Origin of the sequence: Pseudomonas sp. D2002 (genome assembly GCF_013385735.1) — a bacterium.
Taxonomy (GTDB): domain Bacteria; phylum Pseudomonadota; class Gammaproteobacteria; order Pseudomonadales; family Pseudomonadaceae; genus Aquipseudomonas.
Map to the genome: position 1 here is coordinate 56,330 of NZ_JACAPL010000006.1, position 18,299 is coordinate 74,628.

17 protein-coding genes are annotated in these 18,299 nt (G+C 58.0%); 12 read left to right on the forward strand and 5 right to left on the reverse strand.

What is annotated here, in order from left to right:
- Positions 1-4: 4 nt before the first annotated feature.
- From HX783_RS13245 to HX783_RS13285, 9 genes are all read left to right on the forward strand, one after another.
- On the forward strand, positions 5-883 hold the full coding sequence (locus HX783_RS13245; protein ID WP_177017160.1) for a tetratricopeptide repeat protein: 879 nt from the start codon (positions 5-7) through the stop codon (positions 881-883).
- Positions 883-1,281 carry a hypothetical protein gene (locus HX783_RS13250; protein WP_177017161.1) on the forward strand — a complete coding sequence of 133 codons (399 nt, stop codon included), beginning with the start codon at positions 883-885 and terminating at the stop codon, positions 1,279-1,281. Before HX783_RS13245 ends, HX783_RS13250 begins: the two co-directional genes overlap by 1 nt.
- Positions 1,282-1,328: 47 nt before the next feature.
- Positions 1,329-1,904 (forward strand): hypothetical protein, encoded by a 576-nt coding sequence (locus tag HX783_RS13255; protein ID WP_159953594.1) that lies wholly within the window; start codon positions 1,329-1,331, stop codon positions 1,902-1,904.
- A 224-nt stretch (positions 1,905-2,128) separates the two neighbouring features.
- Positions 2,129-2,680, forward strand: coding sequence for a hypothetical protein (locus tag HX783_RS13260; protein WP_177017162.1), 552 nt, complete (start codon positions 2,129-2,131; stop codon positions 2,678-2,680).
- Between the two features lie 65 nt (positions 2,681-2,745).
- A complete protein-coding gene (locus HX783_RS13265) occupies positions 2,746-3,207 on the forward strand; it encodes an RDD family protein (RefSeq protein WP_177017163.1) in 462 nt (153 codons plus the stop codon).
- 69 nt (positions 3,208-3,276) lie between these two features.
- The gene (locus tag HX783_RS13270; protein WP_177017164.1) at positions 3,277-3,858 is read left to right on the forward strand and encodes a hypothetical protein; all 582 of its coding nucleotides are present in this window, start codon (positions 3,277-3,279) and stop codon (positions 3,856-3,858) included.
- 44 nt (positions 3,859-3,902) lie between these two features.
- The gene (locus HX783_RS13275; protein WP_098465532.1) at positions 3,903-4,583 is read left to right on the forward strand and encodes a CsgG/HfaB family protein; all 681 of its coding nucleotides are present in this window, start codon (positions 3,903-3,905) and stop codon (positions 4,581-4,583) included.
- A 29-nt stretch (positions 4,584-4,612) separates the two neighbouring features.
- Complete coding sequence (locus HX783_RS13280; protein WP_083355844.1) at positions 4,613-4,975, forward strand: DUF4810 domain-containing protein; 363 nt, start codon at positions 4,613-4,615, stop codon at positions 4,973-4,975.
- Positions 4,972-5,622 carry a DUF799 domain-containing protein gene (locus HX783_RS13285; protein ID WP_083355843.1) on the forward strand — a complete coding sequence of 217 codons (651 nt, stop codon included), beginning with the start codon at positions 4,972-4,974 and terminating at the stop codon, positions 5,620-5,622. Before HX783_RS13280 ends, HX783_RS13285 begins: the two co-directional genes overlap by 4 nt.
- A gap of 73 nt (positions 5,623-5,695) precedes the next feature.
- Here the strand turns inward: HX783_RS13285 and HX783_RS13290 are convergent, their stop codons facing one another.
- From HX783_RS13290 to HX783_RS13305, 4 genes are all read right to left on the reverse strand, one after another.
- Positions 5,696-7,501, reverse strand: coding sequence for a M10 family metallopeptidase C-terminal domain-containing protein (locus HX783_RS13290; RefSeq protein WP_256347160.1), 1,806 nt, complete (start codon positions 7,499-7,501; stop codon positions 5,696-5,698).
- A gap of 68 nt (positions 7,502-7,569) precedes the next feature.
- Positions 7,570-9,786 carry a M10 family metallopeptidase C-terminal domain-containing protein gene (locus tag HX783_RS13295; RefSeq protein ID WP_177017165.1) on the reverse strand — a complete coding sequence of 739 codons (2,217 nt, stop codon included), beginning with the start codon at positions 9,784-9,786 and terminating at the stop codon, positions 7,570-7,572.
- Positions 9,787-9,871: 85 nt separating this feature from the next.
- A complete protein-coding gene (locus HX783_RS13300) occupies positions 9,872-11,227 on the reverse strand; it encodes a M10 family metallopeptidase C-terminal domain-containing protein (protein ID WP_177017166.1) in 1,356 nt (451 codons plus the stop codon).
- 82 nt (positions 11,228-11,309) lie between these two features.
- Positions 11,310-12,737, reverse strand: a complete 1,428-nt coding sequence (locus HX783_RS13305; protein ID WP_177017167.1) for a M10 family metallopeptidase C-terminal domain-containing protein — start codon at positions 12,735-12,737, stop codon at positions 11,310-11,312.
- Positions 12,738-13,614: 877 nt separating this feature from the next.
- Between HX783_RS13305 and HX783_RS13310 the strand changes: the two genes are divergently transcribed.
- The 3 genes from HX783_RS13310 (at position 13,615) to HX783_RS13320 (ending at position 16,539) form a co-directional block, all read left to right on the forward strand.
- Entirely contained in the window at positions 13,615-15,243 is a 1,629-nt protein-coding gene (locus tag HX783_RS13310) for a VWA domain-containing protein (RefSeq protein WP_177017168.1), read from the forward strand.
- A 142-nt stretch (positions 15,244-15,385) separates the two neighbouring features.
- Positions 15,386-15,958, forward strand: coding sequence for an RNA polymerase sigma factor (locus HX783_RS13315; RefSeq protein ID WP_159953603.1), 573 nt, complete (start codon positions 15,386-15,388; stop codon positions 15,956-15,958).
- A complete protein-coding gene (locus tag HX783_RS13320) occupies positions 15,955-16,539 on the forward strand; it encodes a hypothetical protein (protein WP_177017169.1) in 585 nt (194 codons plus the stop codon). Before HX783_RS13315 ends, HX783_RS13320 begins: the two co-directional genes overlap by 4 nt.
- A 796-nt stretch (positions 16,540-17,335) precedes the next feature.
- Here HX783_RS13320 and HX783_RS13330 read toward each other — a convergent pair.
- Complete coding sequence (locus tag HX783_RS13330) at positions 17,336-18,184, reverse strand: HNH endonuclease (RefSeq protein ID WP_177017170.1); 849 nt, start codon at positions 18,182-18,184, stop codon at positions 17,336-17,338.
- Positions 18,185-18,299 lie beyond the last annotated feature (115 nt).

Genomic DNA, 18,299 nt, shown 5'->3' on the forward strand with positions numbered 1-18,299 from the left:
TCCCATGAACAAGGCAATGGTTGTACTGGCAATCGTGGGTTTCGTCGCAGGCTGTCAAGCCTCCGCACCACCCAGCTCCTTTGAACAGAGCCTGGCCAACGTCCAATGCGTGCTGTCTGAGGGCGCGAAAAGCCTCACAGCAGACGAGGTTCAATCCATTCGTAACGCAAGCGATAACGGCAACGTGCGCTGTAAGACTGCGCTCGGTGGTTTGTACGAAACCGGTCGTGGCGGCGTACCGCAAGATTTTGCCAAGGCCAAATCGCTCTATGAGTCCGTCGCCGCCGTGGATGGGATCGGTTACGAGAGGCTGGCGCGTATGGCCGAGGAGGGCCACGGGCAAGCGCGCAACGACGTGGAGGCGCGCCGGCTTTATCAGTTGGCGCTGACCAGCAGCGACAGCGATAAAAGTAAGCTCGCCTTGGCCAAATTGATGGAGGAGGGTCGCGGTGGCCCGCAGGATTTGTTCGGGGCCATGATGTATTACGTGGAGGCCAGCCAGCATGCCGGCGATGTCGCGTGGAAGGGCATTCAGCGCATTCGCGCTCAAGGGCCGGTGCTGACGCCTGAACAGACGCAGCGCTACAACGACGTCTGGAGTGATACCAGTCGCAAGAGCCTGAATCGCACGACGATGGACATCGAGATTGCCTTGAACAAGCACGTCCAACGCGCCAGCGTCAGCAAACCGGTGACGCTGCAAGTGCAAGGCAAATCGGGTTCGAATGTGCCGCACATCGCATTGATCCAAAGCTCGGGCAACGCTGAGGTAGACCAGGCCGTAATCGCCGCATTTGGTAAATACCGCATTCCTGCCGAGCCGCTATTGCCGGCTGGCCAGGATTCCTGGTCGTCTGAGCGGTCTCTCAAGGTCGGCCTGTAATGGGATGGCGGTTAGTGCAGGGAATTTGCCTGCTGCTGATGTTCGTCAGTGCAAGCGTCTCTATGTTGGCGTGGGCCTACTTCGACAGCTCCACCGCCGGCGCTTTCGGCTCGGCGCTGGGTGTTTTCCTGATGGGCGCCATTGGGCTGCTGTTCGCGTTTGTGTTCGAGCGCTCACGCACGCCGCGGGCCACGGCGCGCTACCTGGCAACACGCTTGGCCGTGGTACTGGTGCTGGCAGCGGGCGCGGCCTATCTGGTTGAAGCGCTGTGGCTTGCGCCTGAGCGCGACGAGCTCGACGCGAATCTGGAGGGCGCGACCTGTGGCAAATACACCGGCACTGTCGTGAAAGGCTGGGAGCAGATTTGCGCCGAGCAGCGCGAGCGCGAAGCGCATTGAGCGCTGCCTTTACCGGCGGCTTCAACTTCATCATCAAGGACTGAACAATGACCGAAAACGTTTTCGCCACCCCCACTGCCAATCTTGAAGTTGCCCCACAGGTCACGCCTGAGTTTTACGTCATCGCCGAGCGAAAGCTGTTTATTTTGTCGGTCCTGAGCTTGGGCCTTTATATGTATTTCTGGTCCTTCAAGCACTGGAGCAACTACAAGAAGGCCACCCAGGCCGACATCTGGCCCTGGGCACGCGGGCTGCTGTGTATTTTCTTTGTGCATAAGCTGTACCGGCGCGCCGACCATCAGATTCGCATCACGGGCCGCTCGTATATTTTTGATTTTGAGCAGTGGGCGACGATGCTGGTGGTGATCACGGTGGCGGCGCATATCGTCGACAGACTGTCTGATCACATTGAAAGCACGGCAGCGGTTGCGGTCTGGCTGTTTATCTCGATCCCGCTGCGCGCTTACCTGATGCAAAAGGGCCAGGCGATGCTCAACTTTGCGGCCGGTGATGCCGATGGCTCGAGCAATGCCCGCTTCAATGTCTGGAACTACCTGATCATGGTGCCGGGCGCGGCGCTGTGGGCGTTGATGCTTTTCCTCACGTTACCCTCGTTCTTTTGACGGGAGATAAACACGGTATGGATACGAGTAGCTCCGATGACGGCATCACACCGCAGCTTGAGCAGTTCGCCAACGCGGCCGCCCGTCGATGAAGCGAAAAAGCATTGCTCATGTATTTGACGGGGTTGCCGATACGCTAGTGGCTCAGAGCCATCACTTCAAAGGCTCAGCATTTATGGACAGTGCAGCTGCGTTAAAAAACCAGTTGCCCTAGGGAGTACTCAATGCGTTTTGCTGCATGGATTTTGCTGGGTGTTGCGCTGTTACTTGCCGGCTGCAACACCACACCCTACGACCGGGCGACGGTGTATTACGACCGCGCGCAGTACCCCTCCGACCTGGTGAAAGACTTCCCAGGCATCACGGACCCCATTGTTCAACATGGCCGTTGCGCCGTGGTGATGACCACGCCCAACTCCAATACGGGCGCTTATTACTTCTGCACGTTTGCGCTCACGGCCAACGACCTGTACGTGATGGGTTGGAACGGCAAGACCATGAAGTATGAGTCGCTGGCCAACGTGAAGTTGTCGGCCCTGAAGAAGATTTCGATCTGGTCGTTCTTCCGCGCGCGGCAGGTGCAACTCACCGAAAGCCAGCGTCTGTTGGGCTTTAGCGTGACCATTGATGACGGTGGCTACGACGACGGTGCAGCGACCGAGCGGTTGTTCGACACCCTGAAAGGCAAAGGCATCACCGTGGTGGAAAGCGAAGGTCAGATCAAGCCGCCGCCGGCGCCTGCGCCGATGTTTATTCCGATCATTATTCCCAAGTAGGCGTTAAACCGCCGCTTCAATCGGGGCATACACCTTCCTTTCTCACCGTAGGGATCAACAGCGTTATGAACGACTCAGTTTCGGCCTCCGCCGGCTACGACCTTGCCAGCCCAGGCAAGCGCCTTTTGGGCTACGTCATCGACATGGCCGTGGTGTTTTTCCTGCTGTTCTTGAAGGGTTGGCTGGATTACGTCGCGGTGTATTTTTCTTCAGCAGGCAGCGCCGTGGTGTTTCACTACCTGCACTTCCTGCTGTTTTGGCTGGCGGTAGGTTACATGCTGTTCTGCGATGCCTTGCCCAATGGGCAAAGCCTGGGCAAACGCCTGTGCCGCACCTCTGTGGTGGGTTACCCGTACCCCACCAACTGCACCGTGTTCCAATCGTTTTTGCGCAATGTGCCCAAACTGCTGTTCAGCCTGTTGGATGGCCTTTTTGTGTTGTTCGGCATACGCCGTCGCCTGGGTGACATGCTGGCGAAGACGATTGTTATCAACAGCCCGCCTGCTCTACGCACCGAAACCGCTTGAGTACGTTGGGCAACCCCGTAAAATGCCGCGGCACGAGCAACATGCCACCTTTCAGGGACGAATAAAGCAATGCGCGTTTTTGCCTTTCTCTTGGCCATCTGCCTGATTGCCGGCTGCGCCTCCAAGCCGGATTACTACATCTCGCCGGCGCCGGTCACCATTCCCAAGACTGCCACTTACTGGCTCGACACCTTCGACGTCGACGTTGTGGGCAAGAACGAGCGCTTTCTGCCGGATGACAAGGTTCGCCAGCAATTGGGCGTCGACCTGATCAATCGACTGCTCCAGGCCAAGCGCTACGCCACCAGTAAGGATAAGGCCGACTACCTGCTCGACATTGACGTGATCTATACGCGGCGCATCCAGGACACCCAAGGCGGCTTCATGACCGCCATCGTCGACGACAACACCATCCTCGCCAGTGTCGACTTCAACTATTCGGTCAAGATCAAGAAGGCCGATGCCGAGATACTGCACTTTTCCCAAGCTCGCCAGGGGCTCATGCCCGCGGGTTACCGCGGCGACTGGCAGAACATGAAAACCATGGCCGGTGTGCTGACCAACTCCGGCAACTCGAGCGTGGAGTCCTTTTACACCGGCGTGCTGAGCCGTTTTATCGTCGATGATTTACGCAATATCCCGTCCCGCTAGCGTTACCTGCTGCAACGGCTGAACTCTCACTCTAGGAGCACCCTGTGAAAACACTGTCCAAAATCCTGCTGTCGGGCCTCACCGCCGCAGCGCTGCTGACCGTGGCCGGTTGTGCCACGGAGAGCAATCGCGCGATGCCGGTGGAACAAGTCGCCAGCGCCAACGTCGCCTATTCCGGCGTGCGCGTACCCATTGCCGTGGGCAAGTTCGATAACCGTTCGAGCTACATGCGCGGCATCTTCTCCGACGGCGTTGACCGCCTCGGTGGCCAGGCCAAGACCATCCTGATCACTCACCTGCAGCAGACCAACCGCTTCAGCGTGCTGGACCGCGACAACATGGGCGAAATCTCCCAGGAAGCCGCGATCAAAGGCACCGTGCAGAAGCTCAAGGGCGCTGACTACGTGGTGACCGGTGATGTGACCGAGTTCGGCCGCAAAGAAACCGGCGACCGCCAGCTGTTCGGCATTCTTGGCCGTGGCAAAACCCAAGTGGCTTACGCCAAAGTCGCGTTGAACATCGTCAACATCAGCACTTCCGAAGTGGTGTATTCCACTCAGGGCGCCGGTGAGTACGCGCTGTCCAACCGCGAAGTGGTCGGCTTCGGCGGCACCGCCAGCTACGACTCCACCCTCAATGGCAAGGTCCTGGACCTGGCCATGCGCGAAGCCATCAACCGCCTCGTCGACGGCATCAACGCCGGCGCCTGGAACCCGCGCAACTGATCAGCAGCACCTCAAGGAGCAGTACACGGATGAGCAAGGCAGTTAAGTTGGCGCTGATGCTGACAGCAATCGCGACGGTCGCCGGGTGCCACACGGCGCCCCAACCCCTGTATCAGTGGGAAAGCTACCAGCCGCAGGTTTACGAATACTTCAAGGGCGAGCCCAAGGAAGCGCAGGTCGAGGCGCTGGAGCGCGACCTGCAAAAGATCAACGCCAGTGGCCGCAAAGCGCCGCCGGGTTACCACGCGCACCTGGGCATGCTGTACATGACCATGGGCAAGGATGACCAGATGGTGCAGGAGTTGCGCACCGAGAAGGCGCTGTTCCCCGAGTCTGCTTCCTACATGGACTTTTTGCTGAAAAACGCCAAGACCGGAGTCGCCACTAAATGAGCCTGTTAAAACTCACCGGCGCCTTGCTGGCCCTGGCTTTGCTCGGCGGTTGCGCAGCGCCCAAGACCATTGATTACACGGCCTACAAACAGGCGCGGCCGAAGTCGATCCTGGTACTGCCGCCGATCAATGAATCGCCGGAAGTGCAGGCGTCCTACAGCATGGTGTCGCAAGTCACCTACCCGTTGGCCGAAGCCGGCTACTACGTGCTGCCGATTGCTCTGGTGGACGAAACCTTCCGCCAGAACGGCCTGACCACTGCCAACGATATTCAGGGCGTGGCGCCGGCCAAGCTGCATGACATCTTTGGTGCGGACGCGGCGCTGTACATCACCGTGAGTGAGTACGGCACCAAGTACATGCTGATCTCCAGCGACACCTCGGTGACGGCCTCGGCCAAACTGGTCGACCTGCGCACCGGCACCACCTTGTGGACCGGTTCGGCACGTGCATCCAGCGAGGAAGGCAACAACAACAGCGGCGGCCTGGTGGGCATGCTGATCACGGCGGCGGTCAAGCAGGTGATCAACAGTTCTACCGATGCGGCGCACCCGATTGCCGGTATCACCAGTGCGCGCCTGCTGTCGGCAGGGCAACGCACCGGGATTCTGTACGGGCCGCGTAACCCGAAGTACGGCACGGACTAAACCGGCTACGCAATTGTGAAGGAGCGTTTACCGGCCCTTACAGGTTGGTAAATGCTTCGCCGCTTGTTCGCTGTTAGTGAACCATGATGTCCTTGGGGCTGATCAATTGCGTACTTTTTATTAGAAAGTCCGTCGTACGGTTGCCGGTCAGGTCGATGGCGATGAAATAGCGGCCGCTTTGCGGGTTGTATTTCACTATCGTATCGCCTATGCGCCCGGTAAATGCCTCAACGAGCTTGAGGCGTGTATTGGCTTCTTTCTCCACCCCGCGCAGATCAATGCTGTCTATGCCGCTGGTGAAATCCGTCAGTAACCGAGCATTGGAATAGGTCGAATCGCGGGCGCTGTCGAAGATGAAAGGCGGTTTTGCCACGGTTGTACCATCGCCTGAGGTCTCGCGCGTCGTGACTTTGGCAGCGCTGTGGGGCAAGAGGTCACTTGGCCTGACTTGCCCATGGGTCTTGATAAACAGGTCAGCCCTGCCATTGCCATTCAGGTCGATGGCCACGGAACCCATGCCGCTTCGTTCGTCGTAAGTGAGCTGCGCTTCACCGGCTTTACCGCTCCAGGCACGGACGACAGACAGGGAAGACAGGCCCGCACTGCGCAACGCACCCGTCACGTCGATCTTGTCGCTGCCGCTGGTGAAATCCATGATTTCGTCCGGGTTTTGCGGCGTGGAATCACTGGCGCGGTTATACACAAAACTGTCGGCACCTCGGCCCCCGCGTAGTCGATCGGCGCCGCCCCCGCCGGTGAGCCGGTTATTCTCATCGTTACCGATCAGCGCATCATGGCCTGCGCCGCCGATGGCATTTTCGATCGTGACACCCCGGGCGATTGAGACGTTGCCTTGACCGTGACCCACATCCGAGAACGAACCCGCCCTGAGGTTCACGACTTGATTGGTGCCGTAACCCGAGACGTCCAGCGTGTCGTTGCCGGCGCCGTCCCAGATGCAAAAAGTGGCCAAGTCGCGGTTGCTGTTCAGTGAGTAGTAATCCCGCCCGGTGTTGGAGTTGAAGCCATAGGTGTTGTTTTCCCTGCGGGTTTGATAGTTGGCGCCGTACTTGTGTTGAATAGTGCTGATGTCATCCATCATGGGGGCCAATGGGCCGTGACTGGCATTTTTGCCACTGCTTTGAGCGTTGTAATAGCTCATGACGCTATGGGCTTTGGAGTCTTGGGCGTAGACACGTTTCGTATCGTCTAGTTTACCGTCGTAGGCACCTGGGTGACTCAGGCCAAGGGCGTGACCGATTTCGTGGGTCATGGTGGGTCGTGTTACATGATACTGGTTGTAGCGGGTATCACCGCCAACACCGCCGTTGTAGCGGCTATAAGGGTAGGCGCCGTCGGCAGAGGGGATGCCGTTGAATATTTTGAAGGTCAATTGCCCTTCTGCCGCGCCGCCGTTTTCTTTGAAGGCCAAATTGGCCACGTCGCCCCAGGACTGGATCGAACGCCGGGCTTCTTGCTTTTGATATTCGTTGAATCCCATACCCCGTTCGTTTTTGAAGTAGTAGGAAATCTCGGTTTTGTTATTTCGGTTCGAGTCCTGCCATGTGGTTGTCTGCCGCGTGAGCTGCTCTATGGCCCGTTGCTTGTCAAAGGACTGCCTGTTTGCTCTGTTTAAGTAGGGATCGTCTGCACGCAGGGTTGCGTCATACGTGCTGCCACGGGTGTTTGCAGCGCTCGCTGCCGAGGTGGCCCATTGACGACTTTCCTGAACCTTTTGGCCTAATGCCTGGGGTACAAAACGATGCGGGTTTGAGGTTTGATTCGACGGCTGCAGACCGAGGGGGCGAGAGGATCCCTCGCCCGGCTGAGTGTCAATCGGATGAGGCTGACTGAAAGGCATACTGAGGTTTGTTTTCAAAGTAATCACTCCTATCGAACCATTGACTGAATGGGGCTTCGCTGCGGATGCGGCTCTGAGTGCCGGCATCATTGGCGGGCTTGGTTACGGTGCCGCTGGATCAGCTCTGCTCGCGTCGCGGCGCCCATCGAGGCGCGGCTGTTGCCCACTTGGCCGATGATCGAACCGTAGTGCAGCCCGATGATTTCCCCGGTGTCGGCCGAAATCAGCGGAGAGCCCGACGTGCCGGGTATTTTGTAGGCGTCATGGTAGAAAGAACTCTGGGCGCCGCTGTCGGAGTTCTGCCCCAAAACGCTGGTGGGTTTGCCGGCGGCGTTAAGGAAGGCAATGCCAAGGCCTTGCTGACCGTGGTTGGGCATAAAGATTTTTTGCCCGGCTTGGGCCTGGGTGTTATTGGCCAATTTGAGCGGCGAGAACTGCTTGGCCAGGGCGTTGATCTGCGCCTGAGGCAAGTCGACCCGCAACTCGGCGTAATCCAGGTTGGCGTCGCTACTGAGCGGCCGGGTATCCAGCGGCACCTTGCGCTCCACGCGCATGCGGCCGCTGTCATCCTCTGTGTAACCCAGCCACAACTCGAGCTTGCTGCCTTTGGCGAGGGCGTCGTGCACATGTTTGTTGGTCAATACGCTGGCGCCCCCGTCGATCAGTGAACCGGTGCCCAAGGTGTTGTAATGAACCCGCTCGTAGCCCCACGAGTCGCGCAGCACGGTCACTTCGCGAATGCTGCCCACCGCTTTGGCGCTGGCATGCATGGCCGAACCCTCAAGCGACCCACTGGCCCAGTTTTGCACAGAGAAGGGCGCGCGTTGCGAGGGAGTGGTATTGCGTTTGGTCCGCGAAACAGTAGGCGATGTGACGGTAGGTGCAGGTGCCGGAACAGGTGGTGGGGGCGTCACTGGAAGGTGCACAGTGGCGCCATTGGAGATCACATCGCTGGCCCTGATTGCACTGCTGCTCCTGATGAACAGGTCGGCGCTGCCGTTGCCATTCAGATCAATGGAGAGGCTGCTTTCCCGGGTACTCGGGTTGTAGCCCAACACCGCTTCGCCCGCCCGGCCGCTCAAGCGTTGGACAAAACGCAGGCTGTTGACACCCGCCTCACGCAACGCCCCGGACACATCAATCTTGTCCAGCCCGCTGCTGAAGTCCATCAGCAGGTCGGAACGACTGAGGGTGGAGTCACTGGCCTTGTCGTAGACAAATGTGTCGGCCCCGGCGCCGCCGGTCAGTCGGTCTGCTCCTGCGCCACCTTTGAGGCGATTGTTGGCGTTGTTACCCGTCAACAGGTCATCGCCAGAACCGCCGATGGCATTTTCTATCGTTACGCCTCTGGCGATGGAGACGTTGCCTTTCATGCCGCCGACATCGGAAAAATGCTGGGCGTTGAGGTTGATGCGCTGGTTCTGATGGAAGCCGGAAACGTCCAGGGTGTCATTGCCGCCGCCATCCCACACGCAGAACACCGGGGCATCGTCTGCGGACCGCAGGCTGAACGCGTCACGACCGGTGTTGGAGTTGAAGCCGTAGGTGGTGTCGGTGTTGCGGGTCTTGTAGTTGGCGCCATACAGTTTTTGCACGGCGGTGATGTCGTCCATCATCGGCGTGGAGGGGTAGTGGGTGCGCCGGTGCTTGGCAAAATCATGCCCGAGCAGGCCTTCCCACCAGTAGCTCATGATGCTGTAGGCGCGGGTGTCTTCGGCATAGATGGCGCGTGAGGCGTAGTCTCCGTCACCGTTGTATTGGCCGGGGTGCATCAGCCCCAAGGTATGCCCGATCTCGTGGTTAATAAGCCATTGCCCGAAACCGTCTTGGGTGGAGGGCCGTTCCATGCCATCCGAAGAGATCCACACCTGCGTGCCGTTACTGTAGATGCCGGGGTAGCTGCCTGTTCCGGCAAGGCCGAGTTGGGAGTCGTTGCCTAATAACAGCTGCCCTTCGGCGTCGGGCGCATCCTGTGCAAAGGTGATATTGGCCAGGTCCGACCAGTACTGCATCGCGCGTACGGCGTCGGCTTTCTGAGCAGCGGTAAATTCATTGGCGCCCTTGGGCGTATTGAAGGTTGCTTGCGACGGGGTGAAAAACCGGTAGGCAATGGGTATGACGCCGTCACCATTGAGGTCCTTCCAGCGAAAGCCCAATCGCGTGATTTGTTTGGCGGCCTGATCGGTATTGTAGGATCTCTTGTTGTTACCCTGGCCTGAGGGAGGCGTGGGCGGTTGGCTGGGTGAGTCGGCAGCCTGTGTATTCAAAGAAGCAGTGACGGGGTTCGGGTTGATTCTGACCATGGCTATTTACCTTCTGTCAGTTAGCGTGCACAGGCAGCCCGACGGCTTGCGCCTTGCGGCTCAAGCAGCGCGTTTACCTGAAAGGTTATCGTTGGGTGATAAGGCCGCTGATATCGTGAGGCCTGATCAATCGGGTGCTCTTGAGCAGAAAGTCCGTGTGGCCATTGCCGGTAAGGTCAATGGCGACAAAGTACCGCCTGCTGTAGGGGTTGAACTTCACCACGGTGTCGCCGGTGCGCCCTGTGTAGGCGTTTACCAGCCGCAGTGACGTGCGAGTGTTTTTGCTCAGGCCTCTGAGGTCGATCCTGTCTTGGCCACTGACAAAATCGGTGATCAGGTCAGCGTTGGCCGCCGTCGAGTCACTCGCCTTGTCGTAGACAAATACGTCTGCGCCGCCGCCGCCCATCAGCGTGTCCGCGCCGCCCCCGCCCTTTAATCGATTGCTCGCGTGGTTGCCGATCAACGTGTCGTCCTGGGCGCCGCCAATGGCGTTTTCCACCGTCACGCCTTTGGCGATGGAGACATTGCCTTTCATGCCGCCAACATCGGAGAACGCTTCGGCGTTCAAGTTGAGGGTTTGCTTCTGGTTGAAGCCGGAACAGTCCAACGTGTCGTTGCCACCACCGTCCCATATGCAAAAAACCGGTGCGTCCCGCGGCGACGTCAGGCTGTAATAGTCGCGCTCGGTATTGGAATTGAAACCGTAAACGGTATCGCCGCTGCGGGTGTTGAAGTTGGCGCCGTAGAGCGTCTGCACCGCTGCAATGTCGTGCAGCAAGGGCGCCGCCGAGTAGTGGGTCCACTCAGCGTTTTTCGAGAAGTTTTGCCCACTCCTGATCTCGGGGTTGTAGCTCATCAGGCTGTAGGCTTGAGTGTCCTCAAGGTAATGACGTGCGACGGGTTGCCGGGTGAAGTCCCCAGGATGATCCAGCCCCAGCGAATGACCCACTTCATGCGCCATGACCTGCCGGTCGTAACGGTCGGACTGGGGGCGGGCATGGCCGTTATCCAGCCACGCCTCGCCACCTTTTTTGAAATCCATGGGAAAGGGCAGGGATGCATAGGACTCGCCGTCACCGTCGTAAAGGCCCAGGGTCAGTCGGCCCTCGGTGCTGGTGCTGTTCTCCGAGAATTTGATGCGGGCGACATCGGCCCAGGCTTGCATGGCCATCCGCGCCCGTTTCTTTTGTTGCTCACTTAATTCGCTGGCGCCTTCGGGGGCATTGCTGACGGCGTGCGGGTTGTGTGGCGTAAAAAACTCATAGGCAATGTCGATGACGCCGTCGCGGTTCTTGTCTTGCCATTTGAAGCCTCGGGTGTGGCTGGTACGCAGCAGCTGCCTCGCGGCTTGATCGGTGGTGTAGGACGCCAAGGGCGTGTCTTGATAGGTGGACTCGGATGAAGAAAGTGCCGAGTAAGTTTTGTGATTGACAGAGAACATCTACTTGAATCCTTTTAATAGACGAAGTGAAGCGTGAGCTTCATGGCTCATGGGTAAACGAACTTTGCTGGGGTTAACGCCTTTAACTAAAGCGGGTGGGTGATGTGCCCGAAGTTTTTATTAACTCGGTGAGATTGATGTTGTCTTTGCCACTGACGAAGTCGTTGATCAGATGGCTATTGTGATAGGGCGAATCACTGGCGTTTTCGTAAGTGTGTGAAATCGAACGGCGCACTCGCTGGTTGGGTGTAAGCGCGGACTGAATACTCGGGTCAGCGAGCGGCTGAGCAAGGTCGCCAATGTTTGCGGTTGCGATGATATCCCCGGGTTTGACCTCCCCGTGGGTGCGTATCAGCAGGTCGGCTTTGCCGTCGCCTGTCAGGTCAATAGCCACGCTGCCTTTTCCACTGGTCTGGTCAAACAGGAGAACCGCATCACCCGCCTTGCCGGTCATTTCGCTGACAAATGCCAGGGCGGAGACATTGGCGTTCTTCATGGCGTTGGACACATCGATTTTGTCGCTGCCACTGGTGAAATCCATCAGCGTGTCCGGGTTGTTCGGCGTGGAGTCGCTGGCGCTGTTGTAGTCAAACGTATCCGCGCCGCCACCGCCGCGTATGCGGTCGCCCCCAGCACCGCCGGTGAAGCGGTTATCGGCGTCGTTACCGATTATTGCGTCGTCGCCTGAACCGCCTATGGCGTTTTCCACGGTGACGCCCCGGGCGATGGACACATTGCCCTTGAGCCCGCCGACATCGGAGTACGAGCCCGCCCTCAGATTAATGGTCTGGTTGGCCCTGTAGCCGGAGACGTCCAGGGTGTCATTGCCACCACCGTCCCAGATGCAGAACACCGCAGCTTCCCGGTTGGATTTGAGGGTGTAGTGGTCCCGCTGGCTGTTGGAGTTGAACCCATACGTCGTGTCGCCCTGACGGATTTGACGATTCACACCGTAGAGTTTCTGCATGGCGGAAATGTCATCCATCATGGGCGACCCTGGGTCGGCGCCCCCCAATCGTTTGCCGCTTTTTGCCGCGTTGTAGTAACTCATGACGGTGTGGGCCTGGGAGTCCTGCGCGTGGCTCCATGAGTCTGGGCGCAAGCTGCCGTTGTAGTTGCCGCCATGTTTGAGCCCCAGAGCGTGACCTGTCTCATGAATCAAGTCGAAGGGTGTGACTCGGGTGGCGTTGTACAGGGTCGAGCCTGCGTCGGGACGGTTACCTGGGTAGGCGCCGACGGCGGTGGGCACTCCCGATATGCCAAACGACATTTTCCCCTCGGCGCGTGACCCATTTTCCTCGAAGACCAGGTTGGACACGTCGCTCCACGCCTGTACCGCACGGCGCGCCATCGCTTGCTGGTTCTGGTTGAACTGCCCGAAACCTCGGTTGAATGAGTAACCCACCGAGACTTTGCCGTCGCCATTTCGGTCAACCCACTGGGTGTTGCCCCGCGTGAGGTTGTCGCTTGCCTGGCGTGCATCGAAAGAGCGTTTATTCAGGTTGGCCACATACGGGTCGTCGGGGCGCAGCGTGGGATCTTTACCGTCCCAACTGCGCTTGGTCGGTGTATCGGATGGGATGGGATGGGTTGTAGTAGTAGGCTTTTGCGGGCGTCTTGTGGGGGGCTCAGTGAAGGGGCGTACGTAGGGCTGCTGGGTCCTCGGTTGTACGAAAGGGCGTATATATGGATGCCGAAAGAATGGCTGCAGGAATCGACCAAGAATTCTGAGGCCGGGAGCGTATTGAGGCGCCGGTCGAAGAATCGGACCCAGGTTATTTTTCGCGTGGTTCGGTTGTTGAAATACAAGTGGCCTGAAGTCAATTCGCATGAGCGCAATCCATGTTTTTGTTGTGAGATGGATTCCTTTTTTTTAGGGGAAGTGCACGTCCGTTTGCTGGAAATACCTTCGCACTCTATAAATGAATTGCCAATGGGGTATATGTTTCTTGAGTGTCTTGATGGCGCAGTGCGTCATGCTTGGTAACAGCGGCTGTGTTTATTTTTGCGTTAAACAGCCTGTGTGGAGTGTTGATTTTAAAAGCACTGCTCGCAGAAGAAAAAAGTGTGCTTTTAAATTGTGTTTAGTACGTCTTCTTTGGAAATACAGAAAATTTTACAGTGTGATTATTGTTGTTAAGAGTTTTAGAGCGCGGCGAAGAGAATATAACAGTGAAGTGCCTTAGTTGTCGAAGTTTCCTACGGGCCATCAAGTTATATTGAAACTTGTTTTGCTGAAGTGCCGACAACTCTTTGTTCTTTGAACTGACAAGGCGCTGACTGCCGAAAGGCGAGCGTGTGGCGAGGAATGACGATCCTTAACCCGAACCAGAGGTGTTTTGCGTCTGAACCTGTGAACGGATTATTAACTGTTGAGGTTCAGCACCATGCCACAAGCTCCCTTATTCTTGCGTCCCATCGCTGGCGGCGTTGTCGTTACCGTGCTGCTGGTGGTGCTTGCCGGTTGCGGGCTGTCATCCTCTCAAGAGGCCGCCCAGCCTGCCGCGCCAACCCCCGCCACACCCCGCCCCGAGGCGGCTTTGATCAAGCGAGCGGCGGTCCCTGCGTTACTGGCTGCGCCAAGGGTCATGCACGACGCAGCCATGCCGGATCGGGTCGAACCTTCAGAGCATTACCAGAACTTGCCCGAAAACCCGGTCTACAGCGTCGCACAACAGCCTGTTTCGACCTTCAGTGCAGACGTCGACACCGGCAGTTATGCCAACGTGAGACGTTTTCTCAACCAGGGTAGCCTGCCGCCTGACGGCGCTGTGCGCCTGGAGGAAATGGTCAATTACTTCCCTTATGACTACACGCTGCCCACCGACGGCTCACCGTTTGGCGTGACCACCGAAGTCGCCCCCACGCCATGGAACCCGCACACCCGACTGCTGCGCATCGGCATCAAGGCCTGCGACCGCGCCGTGGCGGACCTGGCGCCGGCCAACCTGGTGTTTCTGGTGGACGTGTCCGGCTCCATGGACCGCCGCGAAGGCTTGCCGCTGGTGAAAAGCACGCTGAAATTGTTGGTGGACCAGCTGCGCGAGCAGGACCGTGTGGCGTTGGTGGTCTACGCCGGTGAGTCGCGCGTGGTGCTCGAACCCACCTCCGGGCGTGAAAAAACCAGGATCCGCAACGCCATCGACCAACTTACCGCTGGCGGCTCCACGGCGGGGGCGTCCGGTATTGAATTGGCCTACCAGATGGCCCGCGCCGGCTTTATCGATAAGGGTATCAACCGCATCCTGCTGGCCACCGACGGTGACTTCAATGTCGGCGTCAGCGATTTTGACAGCCTCAAGCAGATGGCCGCCAACCAGCGTAAAAGCGGCGTATCCCTGACCACCCTGGGCTTCGGTGTGGACAACTACAACGAACACTTGATGGAACAATTGGCCGACGCGGGCGATGGTAATTACGCCTACATCGACAACCTGCGGGAGGCGCGAAAAGTACTCGTCGACCAGCTCAGTTCAACCCTGGCAGTGGTGGCGCGGGATGTGAAATTGCAGGTGGAATTCAACCCGGCCCAGGTCAGTGAATACCGGTTGCTGGGCTATGAGAACCGGGCCTTGAAGCGGGAGGATTTCAGCAACGACAAGGTCGACGCTGGCGAGATCGGCGCAGGGCATACCGTCACCGCGCTGTACGAAATTGTGCCGAAGGGCCAGAAGGGGTGGTTGGAGCCATTGCGCTACGCCGCTGCGCCCGCGGCTGAAAACACATCGGCTGAGTTGGCGATGCTGCGCGTGCGCTACAAGCCTGCGGCGGGTGGTAACAGCCAGTTGCTCGAGCGGCCCATCAGCAATGTGTCGACCCAGGCCAGCGACGACCTGCGTTTCTCGGCGGCCGTTGCAGCCTTCGCCCAACAGCTCAAGGGCGATGGCCGCTACACTGGCAACATGAGCCTGCAGGACACCGCCGCACTGGCCCGCTCGGCCCGCGGCGATGACCCGTTCGGGTTGCGCAACGAGTTCGTGCAACTGGTTGAGTTGGCGCAGAGCCTTAAGCATTAACGACAACCAATGTGGGAGCGGGCTTGCTCGCGAAGGCAGGTTGTCAGTTGATGCATTAGGAAACTGACCCACTGCCTTCGCGAGCAAGCCCGCTCCCACATATAGATCGGTTTGGACTGTAAGAAAGGAGTTCGCTCACTACATGGCCGTACCAGATGATTCACCCAGCGACGAAGCGCTGCTGGCCCGCTACCGAAGCGGTGACGCCGCTGCGTTCGAGGTTTTGTACGCGCGGCACCGTCAAGGGCTGTACCGGTTCCTGGTGTCCCTGAGCAACAAGGCCGAGCTGGCCGAAGAGGTTTACCAGGAGACCTGGCTCAGCCTGATCCGCAGCAGCACCCAGCCACAGGGCCGGGCGAGTTTTCGTACATGGCTGTTCCAGATTGCCCGCAACCGCCTGATCGACCACTGGCGCAAGCACGGCGTGCATAACCCTTTGCATGACAGCTACGACGAGCAACTGCACGCCCAGCCCGATGACAGCCCCGGCCCCGAGCAGCAACTGAGCCTGAGCCGCGACCACGCGCGCCTCGACGCTGCACTGCAAGATTTGCCCGAAGACCAGCGCGAAGTCTTCCTGCTGCGCCTGCACGGCGACCTCGAAGTGCCGCAAATCGCCGCCCTCACTGGCGCTCCGCTGGAAACCGTAAAAAGCCGCCTGCGCTACGCCCAGCAGAAACTGCGCCGCCTGCTGGCCGAGGAGATACCCGCATGACCGACTCACGCCAAACACCTGACGACGAGCTGCTCCAGCATTTTCGTCAACACAGCCTGGGCGAACCGCCAGCGTCCCTCGACGCCTTCATCCTCAACACCGCCCGCCATGAAGCCCCCGCGCGACAGCCGAACCTGTGGCAACGCTGGCTGCAAGCCTGCCGCCAACCGCGCTGGCAAATGGCATTCGCCACCGTCGCCGGCGTAGCGCTGATGCTCGGCGTAGTGATGCGCTCACCCGTGCCGCAACCGGAGATCTCCACAGCCACCTTCTCCACGCTCCACCAGGAAGCCGCCCGCCCGGCATCGCAAGCGTTCTCGGCACCCGCGCCCATGGCCCGCATGGCCGCCGCCCCGCCCGTGCAGGCCGAGGCCGCCAGCGTGTTGGCGGATGAACCGGCGGCAAAGGTCAGCAAGCGTGCGGCGATTGTGTTGCCGTCGTTGGAGCAGGGGCTGCAGGAGATTGTGGATCTGCGCCTGGCTGGCGAAACCCGAGCGGCGGATGAAAAGCTGCTGGCGTTGCATAAGCGCTTCCCCAATGAAGACTTGCCTGCGCGGTTGGAGGTGTTGCAGAAACGGTAAGACGATGAATACTGTTGCCGATTGACGAGCGATCGTAAGCCTTTATACTTCTTCGCAACACGGCCCCTGTCGGTTGATGCGCTTCGGTGCTGAGACTGCTCAGGGGTTTTTTATTGCCCGTGCTTTTCCTTTTTATGGCGGATGAAATCTTCGTTCGAGCGGTTGATCAATGCAGCGTGTTTTCCGATCCATGCATGATGTTTGGTTAACCCTGTCTTGGCATCCAGCTGAATGGAAAAGCTTTCATGAAACAAGTCCGGCTTCAGTTGAGTTCGGTGCGCTCTCGAAAGGCAAACCAGTAGCCGCTGAGGCGGTAGTAACCGACGCGCTCCAGATACTCCAGGGCTTTAGGTGGGTCCGTAGCAGTCATGCCTCGCGATAGAAGCAGACCGAGTTGTCCTTGATAGCTCAGTCAAGGTTTTGGATAACCACCCGTCATCGATTAATCACCTTGGTAGCCGTGTTACACGCCTTTATTTTTGAGATTCAGACTGAAAACCTGAGTGTTCTTGATCGAGTGTTTTCTATGCTGTTCAGCGGCAAGCAATGTAACTCTTTTGCAGCATCTCTCTGTGCCGGGAAGCATTTAGAGACAAAGACGGCAAATATTCCAAATCTCACCCACAAAAAAGCCCCAGCTCTTTCGACCTGGGGCTTTTTCATCTGTATCTGGTGCCGGCGTCATTTGAAATGGATAGTAAGATGCCCGTATTTATTGGGTCTGCTTAGTGGTTTCTCGGTTAGGCATACACGTGGGCATACACGGCGCTTCCTACTGGCCACCGCCTTCGTGGGGTTAAAGGCTATTTCGCTTACCAGGCTTAAGGGTGTTCATAAAGACATGGTTTCGATGATATTCAAGGTAGGGAAGGGCTTTAAGATGGAAATGAACCTTCCGGGGTGTTTCTAAACCGTACACCGCTCGATCATGTCCATTGACATTATCTGACACCAACAGAGTCCCTTCATCAGTGAATGAGATTAGGCCTGAGTCAAGCAAGGCGTGCAGCGCTACGTTCAATATTATGCTGTTGAATGGGTCTATCGCTTCGGCAATGAGATCTGATTTACACGCGGCAACCCCTTTTATGTGAGCTGCCTCCAGTGCGCATGTTGCCCCCGACAGAGCGCACTTGGCGTCCCACAAGTCTAAGGCCCGTGCCCTAAATTCGAGTTGAAATGTCCGGTCCTCTCGAAACGTCTGACGGAACATCGGACCCTCAGGATCTTTCTGGATACGTTTAGAAGAGACTAACCACTCTCCTGTGCTCTCGAGTTCAAATGCCAATTCCTCCTGGGAAATATCCATCAGTTTATTGACGGGAATTTCTACCCAGCCAAGCGTAGGGCTAAGCAGGGAAGAGCTTGATTGACCGTGGCGCCAAGCGTCCCGTCGCTGAGCCTCAATACCCATCTTTACTCTGAAGATCTTTTTCTCCCTGAGAAGGTACGCGCGCTGTATCGACGCGAGTGCTTTGAAATACGAGGATGATTCAGGCGCAGCTTTGAACCCGTGCTTGTAGAAGCCTTTCAAACCTGCAAACGGAAGGAGTGCTCTCGCTTCCTTCTCAGGGGATCGGCTGCTGACGGGGATCCATATGGTCGTGTCTCCATCCTCGTAGACCTTAATTTTAAGCGGGCTCAAGTTTTTCGCTCCTCGTCAACGAGTATGGGCGGATGCTGCTCAGGTAAATGATAGCGGCGACTGAAACGGGTAGATAAATGTGCTGGGGACCCTGAGGATATCCTGCGAATACGGG